14 protein-coding genes and 1 tRNA gene are annotated in these 16,111 nt (G+C 68.7%); 7 read left to right on the plus strand and 8 right to left on the minus strand.

What is annotated here, in order from left to right; genetic code table 11:
- Positions 1 to 63 precede the first annotated feature (63 nt).
- Together ACWEFJ_RS04905 and ACWEFJ_RS04910 are read left to right on the plus strand one after the other, a co-directional pair.
- Entirely contained in the window at positions 64 to 936 is an 873-nt protein-coding gene (locus ACWEFJ_RS04905) for a GntR family transcriptional regulator (protein ID WP_449712951.1), read from the plus strand.
- Positions 929 to 1,594 (plus strand): HAD family hydrolase, encoded by a 666-nt coding sequence (locus ACWEFJ_RS04910; RefSeq protein WP_449712952.1) that lies wholly within the window; start codon positions 929 to 931, stop codon positions 1,592 to 1,594. Before ACWEFJ_RS04905 ends, ACWEFJ_RS04910 begins: the two co-directional genes overlap by 8 nt.
- A 429-nt stretch (positions 1,595 to 2,023) precedes the next feature.
- Here the strand turns inward: ACWEFJ_RS04910 and ACWEFJ_RS04915 are convergent, their stop codons facing one another.
- Complete coding sequence (locus ACWEFJ_RS04915) at positions 2,024 to 2,572, minus strand: RloB family protein (RefSeq protein ID WP_449712953.1); 549 nt, start codon at positions 2,570 to 2,572, stop codon at positions 2,024 to 2,026.
- Positions 2,573 to 2,642: 70 nt separating this feature from the next.
- Positions 2,643 to 4,013 carry an AAA family ATPase gene (locus ACWEFJ_RS04920; protein WP_449712954.1) on the minus strand — a complete coding sequence of 457 codons (1,371 nt, stop codon included), beginning with the start codon at positions 4,011 to 4,013 and terminating at the stop codon, positions 2,643 to 2,645.
- Between the two features lie 692 nt (positions 4,014 to 4,705).
- Here ACWEFJ_RS04920 and ACWEFJ_RS04925 point away from each other — a divergent pair.
- Both ACWEFJ_RS04925 and gdhA read left to right on the plus strand, forming a co-directional pair.
- A tRNA-Arg gene (locus ACWEFJ_RS04925) sits at positions 4,706 to 4,778 on the plus strand.
- 431 nt (positions 4,779 to 5,209) lie between these two features.
- Positions 5,210 to 6,550: an NADP-specific glutamate dehydrogenase gene (gdhA, locus tag ACWEFJ_RS04930; protein WP_449713047.1), complete on the plus strand. Its 1,341-nt coding sequence runs from the start codon at positions 5,210 to 5,212 to the stop codon at positions 6,548 to 6,550.
- 206 nt (positions 6,551 to 6,756) lie between these two features.
- Here gdhA and ACWEFJ_RS04935 read toward each other — a convergent pair whose 3' ends face one another.
- A complete protein-coding gene (locus tag ACWEFJ_RS04935) occupies positions 6,757 to 7,797 on the minus strand; it encodes an amidohydrolase family protein (protein WP_449712955.1) in 1,041 nt (346 codons plus the stop codon).
- Between the two features lie 91 nt (positions 7,798 to 7,888).
- Here ACWEFJ_RS04935 and ACWEFJ_RS04940 point away from each other — a divergent pair, with 91 nt between their 5' ends.
- Positions 7,889 to 8,251: a MerR family transcriptional regulator gene (locus ACWEFJ_RS04940; RefSeq protein WP_378085909.1), complete on the plus strand. Its 363-nt coding sequence runs from the start codon at positions 7,889 to 7,891 to the stop codon at positions 8,249 to 8,251.
- On the opposite strand, the gene ACWEFJ_RS04945 is transcribed toward ACWEFJ_RS04940, so the two are convergent.
- Positions 8,237 to 9,460 (minus strand): MFS transporter, encoded by a 1,224-nt coding sequence (locus ACWEFJ_RS04945; RefSeq protein ID WP_449712956.1) that lies wholly within the window; start codon positions 9,458 to 9,460, stop codon positions 8,237 to 8,239. The two genes, ACWEFJ_RS04940 and ACWEFJ_RS04945, sit on opposite strands and share 15 nt — an antisense overlap.
- A 73-nt stretch (positions 9,461 to 9,533) precedes the next feature.
- Between ACWEFJ_RS04945 and ACWEFJ_RS04950 the strand changes: the two genes are divergently transcribed.
- On the plus strand, positions 9,534 to 10,049 hold the full coding sequence (locus ACWEFJ_RS04950) for an ArsR/SmtB family transcription factor (protein WP_378085905.1): 516 nt from the start codon (positions 9,534 to 9,536) through the stop codon (positions 10,047 to 10,049).
- 67 nt (positions 10,050 to 10,116) lie between these two features.
- Here the strand turns inward: ACWEFJ_RS04950 and ACWEFJ_RS04955 are convergent, their stop codons facing one another.
- The gene (locus ACWEFJ_RS04955; protein ID WP_378085903.1) at positions 10,117 to 10,875 is read right to left on the minus strand and encodes an ABC transporter permease; all 759 of its coding nucleotides are present in this window, start codon (positions 10,873 to 10,875) and stop codon (positions 10,117 to 10,119) included.
- Entirely contained in the window at positions 10,872 to 11,795 is a 924-nt protein-coding gene (locus ACWEFJ_RS04960) for an ATP-binding cassette domain-containing protein (RefSeq protein ID WP_449712957.1), read from the minus strand. Before ACWEFJ_RS04960 ends, ACWEFJ_RS04955 begins: the two co-directional genes overlap by 4 nt.
- Positions 11,796 to 11,893: 98 nt before the next feature.
- On the opposite strand from ACWEFJ_RS04960, the gene ACWEFJ_RS04965 reads away from it, so the two are divergent.
- Entirely contained in the window at positions 11,894 to 12,652 is a 759-nt protein-coding gene (locus ACWEFJ_RS04965; protein ID WP_378085899.1) for a TetR/AcrR family transcriptional regulator, read from the plus strand.
- A 253-nt stretch (positions 12,653 to 12,905) separates the two neighbouring features.
- Here ACWEFJ_RS04965 and ACWEFJ_RS04970 read toward each other — a convergent pair whose 3' ends face one another.
- Together ACWEFJ_RS04970 and ACWEFJ_RS04975 are read right to left on the minus strand one after the other, a co-directional pair.
- Positions 12,906 to 15,023 (minus strand): putative bifunctional diguanylate cyclase/phosphodiesterase, encoded by a 2,118-nt coding sequence (locus ACWEFJ_RS04970; RefSeq protein WP_449712958.1) that lies wholly within the window; start codon positions 15,021 to 15,023, stop codon positions 12,906 to 12,908.
- Positions 15,024 to 15,607: 584 nt separating this feature from the next.
- Positions 15,608 to 16,099 (minus strand): MarR family winged helix-turn-helix transcriptional regulator, encoded by a 492-nt coding sequence (locus tag ACWEFJ_RS04975; RefSeq protein WP_449712959.1) that lies wholly within the window; start codon positions 16,097 to 16,099, stop codon positions 15,608 to 15,610.
- Positions 16,100 to 16,111 lie beyond the last annotated feature (12 nt).

Consider the following 16,111-nt stretch of genomic DNA (forward strand, 5'->3'; position numbering starts at 1 on the left):
AGTCATGTCAAGCGGATGGCCACAGAAAGTACGTCTTGGCTAGTCAGGCGGTATGCTGTTGCCATGAGCGAGGGCTTGGAGTACCTGGACGATCTTGATCCGGACGACCCACGTACTGAGTCGCAGCAGATCGCGAACAAGCTGCGCGCAGCAATCCTGACCAAGAAGCTCCAGCCCGGAGACAAGCTGCCCTCACAGCCCGCGCTGGCGAGCCGGTTCGGAGTCGCCCGGGAGACGATCAAGGCGGCACTACGACTTCTCGCGGCCGAACACCTGATCGTGAGCCGTCAAGGCAGTGGCACGTTCGTACGGGCACAGACAGAGCGTCCTGTCGGGCTGCGCCCGCACGTCGAAGCAGCGTTCGAGCGAACGCACGTCTCGATCGACTTCGCAGGCTTCGGAAGCGAGACTTTGCGCAACACTTTGTCGGAAGTCCTCGACAAGGTACGCGCCGGGCGACTTACGCCGGAAAGCGTCGTCATTCGCATCATGGTGTCCGACATGTCGGTGCCGATGGCGCTTCCATGCCGGGCAGACACTGCCGCCGATGACCCAGCGGTGCGGATGCGGCAGAAACGAATCAGTGAGAGGTCAATTGACGCGATCGTTGACGACGTACAGGAACTCACCGACCTTGGCTTGATTAAGTCCGGCAACGTTCAGGTCAGGGTCCACGGCATCCCGCCAGTTCTCAAGCTCTACATCCTCAACAATGAAGACGCGTTCTTCGGCTTCTACCCCGTCGTAGAGCATGACGTAACAATCAAGGGTGAACCAACCTCAATCTACGATCCGATGGGCAAGGATGCCACCCTGTTTCAGTACTCGGTCAGCGAGAGCGACGACACCTCAACCGCCGCCGAGTATGTACGTCAAGCCCGAACTTGGTTCGACTCGATCTGGAACACGATCGCCCGGGAGTACGCTCATGACTGAGCCGCACCGCACTGTACTCTATCACGCGAAGGCCGTCTTGTTCGATTTCGACGGACCAATATGCAGTGTCTTTGCAGGTTATCCAGCAGACCGAATCGCGTCCGATCTCATCGCACTTCTACGACAGCGCGGTACGGTATTCGATCCTGCCATTGACGACGAGACAGACCCTATGGATGTGCTTCGATGGGCAGGGGTACACAAACCCGAGAGCGTACCCGCTTTGGAAGATCACCTAGTAGAAGCTGAAGGCAAAGCAGTCGAGTCGGCAGAGCCAACACCGTTTGCTATCCAGGTTGTGCACAGTGTCGTTGACAGTGGCCGACCTGTAGCAGTGGTTAGCAATAACTCTGCACCGGCCGTCCAGAAATATCTCACCAGACACGACCTAGCCAGCATCATCTCGTTCGTGTCCGGCCGCGCCCATGCCAACCCCGGTTTGATGAAACCTCACCCATTCTCACTGCAACTCGCCGCCGACCGGCTTGGCGTGGACATCGCAGACACAGTTCTTATTGGTGACACTATAACCGACATTGAGGCAAGCCATATAGCCGGAGCCAAATCTATCGGATACGCCAACAAGCCCGGAAAGCGTGAGCGCTTGTCAAAAGCAGGAGCTGACGCCGTAATCGACAGCATGGCCGCTCTCCTCTGACCGGCTGAGGCCGCAGCGCCGCCTCCGAGGCGAGTGCTATCACACCTGTCCCGCCATGCTCTCTGACCAGCGGTTCCAGGGTGGGACACCTCGCACGACACCTGTCCCACCCCACAACGGCACCGCCCTCCCGAGGCGAGTGCTGTCCCACCTGTCTCACGTGTCCCGCCATAGCAGTTGACCAGCAGTTCTGAGGTGGGACAGCCCGCAGGGCACCTGTCCCACCCTGTCTCACCCACCGCGACACCCGCCCTCCCGAGGCGAGTACCTACCGGCCTACCTCAGCACTCGGCTCCAAGACGACTGCCGTCTTACCTGTACCACCTCTTCTGCCGTAGCGGCTGAACTGCGGTTCCAGGGTTAGACAGTCAGCGTGGCACACCGGTCGTACCTGTTCTCCCAGCTCGGCGCGTCCTGCTCAACTCCCGCTTACTGGCCTCCCGCCATCTTGATGTCGCGCACTGTCAACCACACGGTCGTTGAGGGGTTAGCACCCTTTCGACTATGATCTTCCGTCTTGGGACGCGTTGCTCTAGCACGTCTTTCCGCATTTCCTTGCTCGGAGTACGGAAAACCCACCGGAAGATCTTTGTCATAATCAGGTATATACTTTTTGAGCTTTCTCTGTATACTTCGTGTCGTGATCGACTGAGTCTGCGACTCAAAATGTAGGTAAATCCATAGCTCGAAGCAAGGGTTTGACACCGCAGTCTTGATATCGTTCTCTATTGCGAGCGCTAGAGCCGCATCCAGGTGAACATGCTCATCAACATCGACGACACACCAGACTTGATCGTAGCCTTCGTGGTCGCCCTTGCGAAGAGCTTCAGTCTTCAATTTTATTGCTTTCTTGACCACAGCTTGCGGATCTCGACCCACACCTTCAACTCTGCATGTTGCAATGTTGACGCCAGTGGCACGAAAGTACGCAGCGAGGCGAGTGAAATATTGACCTTCCGTTACTCTTCCCTCGCTCACTATCAATATCCGAGGCTTCTGTTCTCGAAACCGCCTTGGTCGGTCAAGTGGCCCGCCCCGCTCCCTCCTCCTAGTCGGCAACTTCGGCCGCCCTGTCAATCACGCGAGCGAGAACCCTTTTTATCTGCTCGATGTCGATAATGGGAAGAGCGCCGTAGCGGCCTTGGAGATAACCACGCTCAACGTTCTCTACTGGACGGATTTTGAAGTCTTCAAGAGAGTAGAGAGTTGTTGCCCCTGTCCGGTCTTTCTCCGTGAACCAAACCTCGTCACGAGAGAGCAAATCGTCATCAACAAGGCTTCCGAGAAAAGAAACATCGTGTGATGTGAATATCAACTGCGCGTCACGCTGGTTGTATTCTTCGTCTTTGAAGATTTGAATTAGGGTAGCACTAAGGCGCGGATGCAAGCTCGCATCGATCTCATCGACGATAAGCGCTTCGCCATTTCTCAATGCGAAAATGATACGCCCCGCAAACGACAACCAGGCACGTGTTCCCGCACTTTCTCGCGCAAGCGGGATGGGGATTCCCTGCTTCGAATCCTCAGATGCATGAAAAAGCTCAATCCGATCAGAGTCGACAAAGCGGCGTTCCCTTAGACTCCGCCGGAATTCCGCCTCGAACAAAGCGTCTTGAACTTCCCTGTTTCGACTTGCTACACGACGGATAGAAGCGGGTATTTCTTGATCCGCTGGCTCGTCCGAGACAACGCGAACATTCGTAAGACCGAGATCGGCTAGGCGCATCATATCGGCAATATCGCGCGCAAACGGCTCGTCATTCTTGAGTAGCGACTTCAGCCACGCTAGACGTCTGCTTTCATGACTCGTAGTGCTGTCGGCATACACAATAGAGGTTGTTAGGTACCTGTAGATCGGCCCCAGAAGAGGATGAGAAGAAGATGCGGCAACCGAGAGGAAAAGTGCATTGTCTCGGGTTAGCTTCGCAATCGTCGAGTTCTCACCGCGAAGCGACCTGCCGAACCGGAAGCCGTCAGAATCGGTAAACTCGATGTCCCGCTCGTAGAGCACACGACGTTTACCGAAAGGATAGCTGTAGAGCCACTCGCCGATTATTGCGTTGTCATCTAGTTCAAAGCCGTACGTAAAACGAATTTCTCGGAATACAAAATCGAGCTCAAAGAAGGAAGGCTCTTGGACACTTTTGGCACTCAGCAGGAACGGCTGTCGCGGAATCGGCTGCTCGGGATCCCAGCGTCGATATGAGTGACGGATGGCGTTAACAAAATATTCGATAGCATTGATGACACTCGACTTGCCTGAAGCGTTGGGGCCGTATATGGCTGCGACCTTCACCGCACGTGGCGTCGAGGTCTCATCCGTAGCAGGTTCCTCGCCGCGACGCGGCACCGCGACCAGGGACAGCTCCTGGGCGTCCTTGATCGAGCGATGGTTGGCGACGCGGAAGCGTAGCAGCATGGTGGCTCCCCGATGGTGACTGGCTCCATGCAATCACAAGCCACTCTCGGGCGAAAGTTGCTTGAAGCGGCTTTTTGGTTGCATGCCTCCTACGTTCAGCCTAACGGGTGGTCTGGACCTGAGGCCGTCATGACGGCGGACTTGGCCTGCGAGGACGTGGTTGCTGCGCGTCGCCCTGGTCTTCGCCTCCGGGTAGGCACGGCGGCGCGGCCCTGCCCGCTCGAAGCGCCGTTCGACCTCTCGGGACGCTGTAACAGGAGGTGGCGGACCCACATACGGCCATGCGCGCAGCGCTGAGACCAGCCGTAGTGCGCGGTCCGTGGGCTGCAAGTGCCCTTCGGGAGGCTGTAACAGGGGGCGTAGGGGCGTCGCCATGCGACGACCAGGGCTCGCTGACCTGACGGCAGCCGACTGCCCGACTCCGTGGCGACCGCTCGGCCCGATCTCCGCACAGAGTCATACGCGTGACTCCAGGACGGCCGCAGAGCGGCTATCCGGGCAGAGCGGTGGTTTCCCACATGCCTGATAGTCCAAGATGAGGACTGCGGCCTCATCCGGTCGCGTGATCAGCCGAAGCTGTTACAGCTGCTTGTATCGCGGCGCTAGACAGTCGGTGCGCTGCCCTCGTGTGCCAAATATGGGCCAGACTCGCCTTCAGAGGTAGGATCGTTCAACCGTTTATGCTGGTAGATGGCTTGTCAGTCCGGCTGAGCGCACCGCCCTCCGGAGGCGGGTGCGCAGGTTCGAATCCTGCCGGGGGCACCACCATGAAAGGCCCTTGACCAGCGGATATGCCGGTCAAGGGCCTTCGTCGTCTGTCCCGGTTGGGGCCAGCCGTCTACGGGTGTCTCGGTCAAATACGGGCCAAGGTTTCAGCCCTTCGGTCGATCCCGAGCGTCACCTCGACCCGCTGGTGAATCTCTCGTCCGCCACCGGTACGCGTAGCGCTGGGACCGTTGTAGAGCGCCGCACGAGCCGTGTCCAGTGGTTTGGGACACCCCTCGGGGCACACCGCCCTCCCGCTGTTGCCGCCGCTTCGCCTGGTGATCGGGCCGTTGGTTTGTCCGCTTCACCCCGAGTGACCGGACTCACCGGATCGGTTCACCCGATCGCAGTCCGCATGAGGTGGAATGCCTCGTGAACGGGTGGTTACGCCCGCGTGACGGCGACAGGCGATGAGGAGTGCGCGCGTGCCGATCCTGGACGAGAAGCTGAGCGACATCTACGACGAGGTGCTGCGGCGCAACCCCGGTGAGGACGAGTTCCACCAGGCGGTGCGCGAGGTCCTCGACTGCCTCGGTCCCGTGGTCGCCAAGCACCCCGAGTACACCGACGCGGCCGTGATCAGGCGGTTGTGCGAGCCGGAGCGGCAGATCATCTTCCGGGTTCCGTGGGTGGACGACGCCGGGACGGTGAGGATCAACCGCGGGTTCCGGGTGGAGTTCAACTCGGCCCTCGGGCCGTACAAGGGCGGCCTGCGGTTCCACCCGACCGTGTACCTGGGGATCGTCAAGTTCCTCGGCTTCGAGCAGATCTTCAAGAACTCGCTGACCGGCATGCCCATCGGCGGGGGCAAGGGCGGGTCCGACTTCGACCCCAAGGGGCGCTCCGACGGCGAGGTCATGCGGTTCTGCCAGGCGTTCATGACCGAGCTGTACCGGCACATCGGCGAGCACACCGACGTGCCCGCCGGGGACATCGGCGTCGGCGGCCGGGAGATCGGCTACCTGTTCGGGCAGTACAAGCGCATCACCAACCGGTACGAGTCCGGTGTGCTCACCGGCAAGGGGCTGACCTGGGGCGGTTCGCAGGTGAGGACCGAGGCGACCGGTTACGGCACCGTGTTCTTCGCCGAGGAGATGCTCAAGACGCGCGGCGACTCGTTCGACGGCAAGAAGGTGGTCGTCTCCGGGTCCGGGAACGTCGCCATCTACGCGGCGGAGAAGGTCCGGCAGCTCGGCGGCACGGTGATCGCCTGCTCCGACTCGAACGGGTACGTCGTGGACGAGCGGGGCATCGACCTCGACCTGCTCAAGGACGTCAAGCTGCGCAGCCGGGCCCGCATCTCCGACTACGCGCAGGCCCGACCCGAGGCCCGGTACGTCGAGGGCGGATCGGTGTGGGACGTCCCCTGCGACGTCGCGCTCCCCTGCGCCACGCAGAACGAGCTGAACGGCCGGGACGCCGCCACGCTGGTCCGCAACGGCTGCGCGGTCGTGGCCGAGGGGGCCAACATGCCGTGCACCCCGGACGCCGTCCGGCTGTTCGCCGAGGCCGACCTCCTGTTCGCCCCGGGCAAGGCGGCCAACGCGGGCGGGGTGGCCACCAGCGCCCTGGAGATGCAGCAGAACGCGTCCCGGGACTCGTGGAGCTTCGACCACACCGAGCGGCGGCTGGCGGACATCATGCACGGCATCCACCACCGCTGCCTGGAGACGGCGGACCTGTACGGCAAGCCCGGCAACTACCTGGCCGGCGCGAACATCGCCGGTTTCATCCAGGTCGCCGACGCGATGCTCGCCCTGGGCGTGATCTGACCCGGGACCCGTGGACCGGCCGAGGCGGGCGTCGAGCGCAACGGTCCCTCGCGGCGGTGGTCACTCACGGCGGCTGGGCCGCGGTGGCAGCCGCGGGGACGCGGCGCGGGGGTAGAGCGGCGGTCAGGCGCGGGGCCGGGTTGCGGCGGTTCCTCGCGGTGGCCGGCGTGAGGGCCGGGCGCGAGGGATCCCTTGCGGCACAGCGGTCAGCGGACGCGGCGGCCGCGGAGGATCACGGCGGTCGGGTGGGCCAGTTGGTCCAGGTCGGTCCTCGGGTCTTCGGCGTAGACGACGGCGTCGGCGGGTGCGCCCGGTTCCAGGCCCGGCAGGCCGAGGTAGGCGCGGGCGTCCCAGGAGGCGGCGGCGAGGGCGGCGTCCGGGCGCAGGCCCGCGCCGGCCAGCGCCCGGACCTCGTCCAGGATCCGGCCGTGCGGCACGGAGTCCGTGCCGGCCAGCACGCGGACGCCCGCCTCGGCCGCGGCGGCGACGAGGGCGGCGTGGGACTCGGCGCCGCGGAGGAACCACCGCTTGCCCGGGCTGTCGGGGCGGCGGCGCACTTCCGGCGCCGTCCGTTCCAGGACGGACAACGTCGGGGTCAGCGCCGTGCCCCGCTCCGCCATCCGCGCGAGCAGGTCGGGGTCGAGCAGCATCCCGTGCTCCAGCGAGTCGGCCCCGGCCAGCACCGCCGCCTCGCCGCCCGCCGCCTGCTGCGTGTGCACGGCGACCCGACCGCCCACCGCGTGCACCGCCTCCACCACGGCGGTCAGCACGGCGAGCGGCACGGGGTCGCCGGTCGGGCCCCAGTCGCCGATGACCTTCGCCCACCCCGTGCGCCCCGCCTGCGCGGCCGCGATCGCGGGCAGCCGGTCGTGGTCCGCGCGACGGCCCCAGCCGTCGAAGAACTGGCCGTGCTGCGCCAGCCACGGCCCGGCGTGCCAGGCCCGCGGCGTCCCGGGGTCCACGCCGAACCACGGCGGCGGCTCGTCGGCCAAGCCCGGCGCGCGGATCACGGCCACCCCGGCGTCCACGTGCTGCCGGAGGTGCTCGCGCAGCAGTCCGTGGTCGAGCGGGTCGCCCGGCGCCTCGGCTCCGGGGTGGGTGTGCGCGTCGACCAGCCCCGGCAGCAGCCAGCCCTCGGCCACCGGCTCGACGTCCGGGACGGGGTCGGTGGTCCACCGGTCGCCGTCCGCGTAGAGGTCCACCGGCTCGCCGTGCGGCAACGCGCGGCCGCGGATCCGGATCACCATCAGGACTCCCCCGTTCCCCGCGGCACATCCAACTGCACGCGGCGCTACGGTGGAAGGTGACACCAGTGTCAGGTTCACGCGAGGTGGGGACATGCGGATCGGCGAGCTGGCCGAGCGCACCGGGGTGAGCGCGCGGTCGCTGCGGTACTACGAGCAGCAGGGGCTGCTGACCTCCGAGCGCACCGCCGGCGGCCACCGGGAGTACCCCGAACGGGCGGTCGACCGGGTCATCCGCATCCAGGAGCTGTTCGCCGCGGGCCTGAGCAGCAGGAAGATCGCGGCGATGCTGCCGTGCATGCGGGACGCGGACGGCGGTCCGTCCGAGATCGCCACGCCGCGGCTGGTCCACGACCTCACCGCCGAACGGGCCCGCATCGACCGCCTGATCGACGACCTGGTCCGGTCGCGGGACGTGCTGGACGAGGTGATCGACGCCGCGTCAGGCCGGGGCTGACGCGGCCACGGCCCGCTCGATCTTCCGGTCGGTGACGGCGGCCAGGCCGGACAGCGCCAGGAGCGACACCACCGCCATCACCACGAAGACCGCCCGCACGCCGAACGCCTGCGCGACCGCGCCGCCGATCGCCGCGCCCAGCGGCATGGTGCCCCACGCGACCAGGCGGTACGCGCTGTTCACCCGGCCGAGCAGGCGGTCCGGCGTGACGAGCTGCCGCAACGACACCGCGACCACGTTGAGCACGGCGATGCCCGCGCCCGCCACCGCGAACGCCGCCGCGACCACGTACGGGTTCGCCGTGACCGCCGGGGCCGCGACGAGCAACGTGCCGGCCACGAACCCGACCGCCAGGGACCGCCCGCGGCCGAGCCGGGCGATCACGCGTTCCGCGACGAGGGAGCCGACCAGGCTGCCGACGGCCGGGGTGGTGAGGAGCAGCCCGAAGACCTGCCCGGTCAGCCCCATCGCCGAGCCCGGACCCACCGCGTGCAGGACGAGCACCGAGCCCGACGCGGTGCCCGCGATGTTGAACACGCCCACCACGGCGGCGAGGGCGCGCAACAACCGGTGCCGCAGCAGGAAGCGCAACCCCTCGGCGATGTCCGCGCGCAGCGTGGTGCGGTGCTCGCGGTGGACCTTGAACGTGCCGCGGACCGACCACAACGCCACGAGGGCGACCACCCAGAGCGCGGCGGGCGCGGTGAAGGCGGCCACCGCCCCCGCGGCGACGAGGAGCCCGGCCAGGGGCGGCCCGACGAACTCGTTCGCGGTCAGCTCCACGGCGAACAGGCGGGAGTTGGCCCGGGGCAGCCGGTCCCGGTCGACCAGGTGCGGCAGCAGGGACTGGGCCGAGGTGTCGTAGAGCGTCTCGGCGACGCCGGCGGCGAACGCGACGGCGTACAGCAGCCAGATGTTCGCCCAGCCCAGCGCCGCCGCCCCGGCGAGGAGCGCCAGCAGGGCGGCCCGGCACGCGTTGGCCCACAGCATGGTGCGGCGGCGGTCGAGGCGGTCGGTGAGCGCGCCGGCCGGGAGCGCGAACACCAGCCAGGGCAGCGTCAGCGCGAACACCAGGCCCGCGACCAGGGTTGGTTCGCGCGTGGTCTGGACGGCGACCAGCGGGAGCCCGACCTTGAACGCGCCGTCGGCCAGGTTCGACAGGCCCGACGACGTCCACAGGCGGCGGAAGGGGGTGCCCAGGTGTGCCACCGGTGGAGGATGACACATCGGTGGAGTTTTCTCCATCGGTGTGGACGTCCACCGGTGGGATAAGTTGGGCGGCATGGCTGAGCGGCGACGGCGTCCGGCGACGGTGGCGGAGACGAAGGCGCTGGCCCACCCGTTGCGGCTGCGGATCCTGCGGCTGTGCGCGCAGCAGGAGCTGACCAACAAGCAGTTGGCCGAGCGGCTGGGTCGCGACCCCGGCACCGTGCTGTACCACGTGCGGCAGTTGGCGGCGGCGGGGTTCCTGGAGCCGGGCGAGGTGCGCACCGGGGCGAGCGGCGCGCTGGAGAAGCCGTACCGGTCGACCGGGGTCTCGTGGTGGCTGGACGGCCCGCTGGTGGACGGCGGCGGGACCACCGCGCCGCTGGAGGCGTTCCAGGAGGAGCTGGCGGAGGCCGGGCCGGAGTCCGTGCGCACCTACGCGCGGTTCGCGCTGCACCTGTCGCCGGAGGACGTGGTCGAACTCGACCGCCGCATCGGCGCGGTGCTGGACGAGTACGTGGCCACGGACGACCAGCGCCGGCACCTGCCGCTGCACGGCGGGCTGGTCGTCGTGCACCGGCTGAAGGAGTGAGCCCGGAAACGCCGTCGGAGCGCGGCGTTCGGCACGCGCTCCCCGCCCGGGGAGCGCGTGCCTCGGGTCAGTCGTCCACCCGCCGCCGGTAGAGGGCGATCGCCACGACGAACGACACGACCAGCAGCCCGACCGACCACGCGAGCGCGAGCCACCCCCGGTCGCCGATCGCGGTGCCGGTGAGCAGGCCGCGCACGGTCTCGATGATGGGCGTGATCGGCTGGTGCTCGCTGATGCCGCGCAGGAACGCGGGCATGGTGTGGGTCGGCACGAACGCGCTGCTCAGGTAGGGCAGGAACAGCATGAAGAAGCTCAACGCGCTCGCCGACTCGACCGACTTCGACACCGCGCCGAGCCCCGCCGCGAGCCAGGACAGCGCCAGCACGTAGAGCAGGAGCAGCCCGGTCGCGGCGAGCCACTCGACCGGTGACGCGGACGGCCGGAAGCCCATGGCCACGGCGGCGGCGACCACGATCGCGGTCGACAGGGCGTTGCGGACCACGCTGGCCGTGACGTGCCCGGTGAGCACGGCGGAAGCGTGGATCGGCAGGGAGCGCAGGCGGTCGATCATGCCGCCGTTGACGTCGTCGGCCACGGACATCGCGGTGGACGCGGCGCCGTAGCCGGTGCACAGCAGGATGATGCCGGGCACCACGTAGTTGATGTACTCGGTGCCGGTGGTGATCGCGCCGCCGAACACGTACACGAACAGGGCCATCATCATCAGCGGCAGGACGATGGACATGATCAGCGTGTCGACGTTGCGCCGGCCGAGCCGGACGCTGCGGCCGATCATGGTCATCGAGTCGGCGATCGCGTGGCTCATGCCGCCACTCCTTCACGGGCGGTCAGGGCGAGGAAGACGTCGTCGAGGGTCGGGCGGTGCGAGGAGACCCGGTCCGGCGGCACGGCGGCGGCCCGCAGGTCGTCCAGCACGTGGTGCAGGTGCGCGGCGGTGCCGTCGGACGGGACGCTGAGCACGAGCCGGTCGCGGTCGGGGAAGCCGCCGAGCCGGGCGGCCGCGGCGTCCAGCGCCGCGACGGAGCCGAAGCCGAGGTCGAGCCGGTCGCCGCCGACGCGCGCCTTGAGGTCGTCCGCGGTGCCCTCGGCGGCGACCTTGCCGCCGGCCAGCACCATGATCCGGTCCGCCAGGCGGTCGGCCTCCTCCAGGTACTGGGTGGTGAGGAAGATCGTGGTGCCGGAGCGCACGAGGTCGCGGATGGCGTCCCACATGGTCGTGCGGCTGGCCGGGTCCAGGCCGGTGGTCGGCTCGTCCAGGAAGATGACCTTCGGCGTGCCGACCAGGCTCATCGCGAGGTCCAGCCGCCGCCGCATGCCGCCCGAGTAGGTCCTGACCCGGCGGTCGGCGGCGTCGACCAGGTCGAACCGCTCCAGCAGCGCGTCGGCCCGGCCGGCCGCCCCGGACCGGCCCAGGTGCAGGAGCCGGCCGACCATGACGAGGTTCTCGCGGCCCGTCTGCTCCCCGTCCACGGCCGCGTACTGGCCGGTCAGGCTGATCGCGCCGCGCACCCGGGCCGGTTCGCGGACCACGTCGAACCCGGCCACCCGCACCGTGCCGGCGTCCGGGCGCGTCAGCGTGGACAGGATCCGGACGGTGGTGGTCTTGCCGGCGCCGTTGGGACCGAGCAACGCGAAGACCGACCCCTCGGCGACCTCCAGGTCCATCCCGTCCAGCACCGGCGTCGGCCCGTAGCGCTTGCGCAGCCCGGTCACCTCGACGATCATCACGTCCCCCTTATGCGTATCAGGTACGCGATAAAGCGTAGCTCATACGCAGTTAATCGCGGAAGCCCTAGACTGGACCCGGCGACGAGAGGGTGGGGATGACCGAGGAGAACGGCGTGCCGCCGGAGGTGGCGCTGCTCTGGGGGATGCGGGAGGCGCCCCGCAGGGGGCGCAAGCCCGCGCTGTCGGTCACCGAGATCACCCGGGCCGCGATCGAGGTCGCCGACGCCGAGGGCCTCGGCGCGGTGTCGATGGCCCGGGTCGCGCAGCAGCTCGGCAACTCGACCATGGCGCTGTACCGGTACGTCAGGAGCAAGGACGACCTGCTCAAGCTGATGACCGACGCGGCGCTGGACGACCCGCCCGACATGCCGGCCGACGGCGACTGGCGGGCCAGGCTGACGCTGTGGTCGTTCAGCGTGCTCGCCGCGCTGCGCAAGCACCCCTGGTACGCGCGGATCCCCCTGTCGGGGCCGCCGGTCGGGCCGCGCAACCTCGCCTGGTTCGACGCCGCGCTGGCCGCGCTGGACGACACGCCGCTGAACGAGGACGAGAAGGTGGCCGTGGTGATGGGGCTGCTGACGTTCGTGCACGGCGAGATGCGGATGACCGCCGAGCTGGCCGAGGGCTTCCGGGAGAACCCGGAGGCGTTCGGCGCGTCGTACGCGCGGGCGTTGCGGCTGGTGGTGGACCCCCGGCGGATGCCCGCGCTCAGCCGGGTCGTGGAGGCGGGCGTGTTCGACCAGGAAACCCTCTACGACGAGAGCGACCTGGACGCGGACTTCCGCTTCGGCCTCGCCCTGTACCTCGACGGCGTGGGCTCGTACCTGGCCCGCCGGGAGTGCCCGGGGTCGTAGTGCCGCGGGGCCGGTCGGGGCCCCGCGGCACCGCGGGATCACCGCCGGGACGCCTCGGCCCGCGACCCGCTGCCGCACGGGTGCGTCGGCCGACCTCACGGCGGGGGCGACGGTGATCAGGTCCTGCCGCGCCGGTCCGGACCCCGGTCGTCGTTGACCGGAACCGGACTGGGAGCGCTCCCAGAACTGTAACGGTAAGGAAACCGCGTGTGAAGACCCGATTTCACCCCGTTCCGCGACAGCGACTCCGGGGTCAGGCGTCCGGCCGGTGGAGGTCGCCCGGCGGCACCGGCTCGCCGAAGAGCGGACCGGTGCCGGCGACCGCGCCCGCGGCGTGCCACCACCGCACCTGCTCCTCCGTCCGCACCCCGTCGACCAGCACCTGCACGCCCGCCTGCCGGGCCTGCGCCACCAGGTCGGCCAGGTAGTCCGCGCCGCCCCGCGCCTGCCGCCCGACCAACCGGCGCGCCACGCGCACCGACCGGACCGGCAGCTCCGAGGCCATCGCCAGGTCGTCCGGACCGAGCGCGAAGTCGTCCAGCGCCGTGCCGACGCCCAGCTCGGCCAGCACGGTCAGGTTCTCCACCGCGTCGAACTCCGCCAGCGCGGGCACCGGCACGCCGACCGTCAGCTGCGACGCGGGCAGCCCGGTGTCGTCCAACACCCGGCGCACCCGCCGGACCAGGTCGCCGTCGCACGACTGGTGCCTGGTCAGCCCGACGTGCAGCGGCACGTCCCACCCGGAGCCCTGGCCCCACCACGACACCTGGCCGCACGCGGTCGCGAGCTGCCACTCGCCCAGCGGCAGGATGAGGCCCGTCCGCTCGGCCATCGCCGTGCACCGCTCGTGGTCGACCGGGTCCTCGCCGCGGTCCCAGTGCAGCTTCGCCGTCACACCCGCCAGGGCGCCGTCGGCCAGGCCCACCACCCGCTGGTAGCGCACCTCCAGCTCGCCCTGCTCCCACGCGCCGGGCATGGCGACGGCGAGCGCGTCCACCCACCGCTCCTTCGCGTCCTGCCCGGGGTGGAACAGCTCCCACTGCCCGCGACCGGCCGCCTTCGCCCGCCGCAACGCCTGCTCCGCGGCCCGCATCACCTCGGCCGGCTCCCAGTCCGGCGGCGGCCGGCGCACCACGCCGACGCTCACCGACACGGCCACGCCGCGCCCCTCCAGGTACACCGGCTCCGACAGCTCGCGGTCGATCTCGGCCACCGTCGCCGCCACGTCCGGCGTGGTGGCGGTGTTCTCGACCAGGATGGCGAACTCGTCGTCGCCGAGCCGGGCGATCATCGCCTTCTCCCGCGCCATCACGGCCTTCAGCCGCTGCGCGACGTGCACGAGCAGCCGTTCGCCGGTCGGCCGGCCGAGGCTGTTGCCGACCATGCCGAACGCGTCGAGGTCGAGGTGGAACAGGGACACGCCGCGCACCGGGTCGGCGCGTCGCAACGCGCCCTCCAGGTGGCTGGTGAAGAACTGCCGGTTCGGCAGCCCGGTCGACACGTCGTGCAGCGCCTGCCGGTGCAGCTCGGACTGGAGCAGCATCAGCTCGGTGCCGTCCTCGATCACGGCGACGAAGTGCACCGGCTGGTCGTCCGCGCCGCGCAGCAGCGAGACCGTCAACGAGATCCGCGCGACGTCGCCGTCCTTGCGCAGCAGGCGCTGCGGTTGCCTGACCCGTTCGTGCCTGCCGTCCAGCAGCGCCCGCAGCGCCTCGTCCAGCACGCGGACCGAGTCCGGGTGCACCAGCTCCGGCAGGGCGAACCCGGCCAGCTCCTCCGTCGTGTACCCGAGGATGTCGCCGATCGCCGCGTTGGCCCGCACGATCCGCCCGTCCAGGTCGACCACCAGGATCCCGCTGGCGGACGACGTGGCGACCTCCTCGAACCGCGCCTCGCTCTCCCGGAGGTTCCACTGGGCGTCGCGGACCGCCTTGAGCAGCGAGAGCTGCACGTCCTCCTGCTGCTCGAACACCGCGCGCCGGCTCGCCGCCAGGAACCCGGCCGACAACGCGCCGAGCACGGTCACGATCGGCTGCGCGTACCGCTCGACGGGCCGGAACTCGGGCAACCCGAGCAGCCCCTTGCCGAGCACGTCGAGGGTGAGCCGCAAGCCGTCCTCGGTGACGTACCCGAGCGCGACGAGCTCCTCGCCGATCTGCTCCGCCGGCCTGGTCGGCGGCTCGTGCGCCGCTTCGGCGTGCACCGCGTCGCACAGCTCGGCGAGCCGTGCGCGCGTCTCGCGGTCGAGGTCGGCACGGCTCAGCGCGACGACGACGGCCGCGCTCAGCAGGTACGACCACTTCCGTGCCAGCAGTTCGCGTGCGCGTTCGGGTGGCGGCGTGGCCGCTTGTCTCTGACTTGGGATCGACATCCCCGTTGCCTTGCTGTGATATTGCGGATTCGCGGCAGTTTACCCACCCCCCACTGGCCAACACTCGACCGGACGTGTGAATCGCGAACACGCACCGTCACAATCCGCGGGAACAATTCCGCACTTTCCCCCGACAGCGCGCGGACCAGCGCATTCGTGCCCGGCGCCGGGCCGGGGTCGTCGGACCGCGAACACCCGGTCCTACCTCGGCAATCGCGCCGACCCTTCGTGGGGGCGAAGGCGTTGGCCCCGCCCAGGTGACCTCCGCACGGTGCGGTAGTCGGCGTCCGACCCGGTTCCGGGGAGTGGGGTGACCGGTGCGCGCGGCGGATCCCGGTCGGGTCGTCTTCGCGTCGGTCAACTCCGGATCTCGGTCAGGTAAAGTCGCTTTTCCCGCACCGCGCCGGGATCGCGCGGGACGGGCGGGATCCTCGGGATCCCTCACGTTTTCCGCAGAACGGCGGCGTTCGCCTTACGCGGGGATCGGGAGGAGTCGGCAGGAGCGGGCGGCGGGCAACGCGACCGGCCGCGGCAAGCGGCCGAGTGGGATTGCCCGCGCACGCGCAGCGGAGGTCTCCGGCCGGTCAGCTGTCGCCGAGGGATTCCAGCAACCGCTTCAAGGTGTCCGCCAACGCCTCCCGCTCCCGCGCCGACAAAGCGCCGAGCACCCGGTCCTCCGTGGCGAGGTGGTCGGGCAGCACCCGGTCGATCAGCTCGAACCCGGCCTCGGTGAGCGACACGACGACCCCGCGCCCGTCGTGCTCGTTCGGGGTCCGGGCGACGAGACCCCGCGCTTCGAGGCGGTCGAGCCGTTGCGTCACCGCGCCCGAGGTGACCATCGAGGCGCGCATCAGCTCGGTCGGTGTGAGCCGGTGCGGCGGCGCGCTGCGGCGCAGGGTGGCCAGGACGTCGAACGACGCCCGGTCCAGGCCGTGCGCGGCGAACGTCCTGCCCAGCTCGCCGTCCACCAGGCGGGCGAGGCGGCTGAGCCGGCCGATCACCGCCATCGGCGAGACGTCGAGGTCGGGGCGGCGCGCGTGCCACTGGCCGAGCACCAGGTCGACGTGATCTGCCATCGAACTAGCTTA

Source organism: Actinosynnema sp. NPDC004786 (genome assembly GCF_053601135.1).